Annotated in this window: 1 protein-coding gene; it reads right to left on the bottom strand. The window is 58.3% G+C overall.

Annotation, left to right across the window (positions count from 1 at the left end):
- Nucleotides 1-943: 943 nt before the first annotated feature.
- On the bottom strand, nucleotides 944-1,144 hold the full coding sequence (locus tag ACFVXN_RS18445; RefSeq protein ID WP_389235979.1) for a helix-turn-helix domain-containing protein: 201 nt from the start codon (nucleotides 1,142-1,144) through the stop codon (nucleotides 944-946).
- Nucleotides 1,145-1,399: the final 255 nt, after the last annotated feature.

Here is a 1,399-nt window from a genome sequence, read left to right as displayed (position 1 = left end):
GTGTCAACGTCATCGACAACGGGGTCGACCACGAGGTAACGGCCCCCCGCTGCATCAGCAGCTTGCACGGACCGAACCATTGCCTCGACGAGAAGGTCAGTTCCGTGGGAAGTACCCTTCACGGATTCGCAGCGTGCCAACTTGCAGAGTAGATACCCCGGGTAGCCGTCATTACGCTTACCCTCAAAGTCCACGATCGTGGTGGGACAAAGAGTGAAAAATCCCGTCACCTGGCGGTCCTCGTCATCGGCCTTGCGGGAGACGTGGGTACGGGAAAGCCCCCCGCTGTGAGCGGGGAGCGATTCCTTGACTAGCCATCGATCTAGGCCATCGTCACCAGATTGAAAGAAACCTATGTCGTGTGTCTTCGAGATGGGCTCGTAGACAAACCCCGGCACCCTTAGTGAGTTTCTGCGCGGCGAGCAGCGAACCTCTGGCTCAACTGGGAAGGAATCGGAGTTTCAGCGTTTGCCATCTTGCTGAACTGTCGAGAAGACACGTACGTCACATCCGCCCCGGAGGCACCCAGAGTGGCCTTCTTTTCAAATCGGCGGTCGGACATTTCGCGCCCCTTTCTGCGGTCAACCTTGCCGTCGCGGCAATGTATAAGGAAGGCAGCCGCTTTCCCGCTGCGGCTCGGCGGGCTTGACCCGCAAGACCCATGATGCGATTTCCGCGATCAGACCGCAATGGGGAAGAACTCCTCTAGAACGCCTCAAGGGGTGGTTGAGACATGGGGGTGAGACCAAACGTGTCATGTGGATCAAGCTGGGGGCCAATTCGGTGCCTGTGGATAACTCGCTCGCTATTGTAACAATTGCGTAACGGAAGGCGCTCAATGCTTGCTGTCAACCCAAACGGCGGCGTGTCGCCGATTCACGCGAGCGGACAGAGTTCACTACATGCCGAGCGCGTTCGAATGGATGATCGATCCCGGCGAATGTTAGTCACCCTCCGCACTTTGCCCATGCCCTGAACGGAGCCACTCGTACGAAACCCCGGTACGAGAAGCCCACAGCCTCAAAGTTTGAACCGAAGGATTGCGTGCGCCACTGAGCCACCGTCCGACCGACTCCCGAGCAACCCCCAGGAATTCCGCCATCTCCCCGGCACTAAGGCCGGCGTGGCGAAGCGATTTGCGCATGCGGTCGGTCAGATCGAACTCGGGAATCACACCCGCCGACGTGGGGTCACTGGCCTCGGTACCGATCACTCTCACCCCTTCGATTCGCCGTGCGCGGTTCACATCTTCTCACAGGCACCACCAATGGTCGAGGACGTGACTTTTGGTCACATAATGGACATTGGGCCAAATCTGGTCCATAGTTGGTCACATTCGTGACGTTCGGTCACGCTTGATCAACCGTCCCAAGGAGTGCGCAGTGAGCATCCGCATAAT

Origin of the sequence: Cellulomonas sp. NPDC058312, from assembly GCF_042880135.1 — a bacterium.
Taxonomy (GTDB): domain Bacteria; phylum Actinomycetota; class Actinomycetes; order Actinomycetales; family Cellulomonadaceae; genus Cellulomonas.
This window is presented reverse-complemented; position numbering and strand designations above follow the sequence as displayed.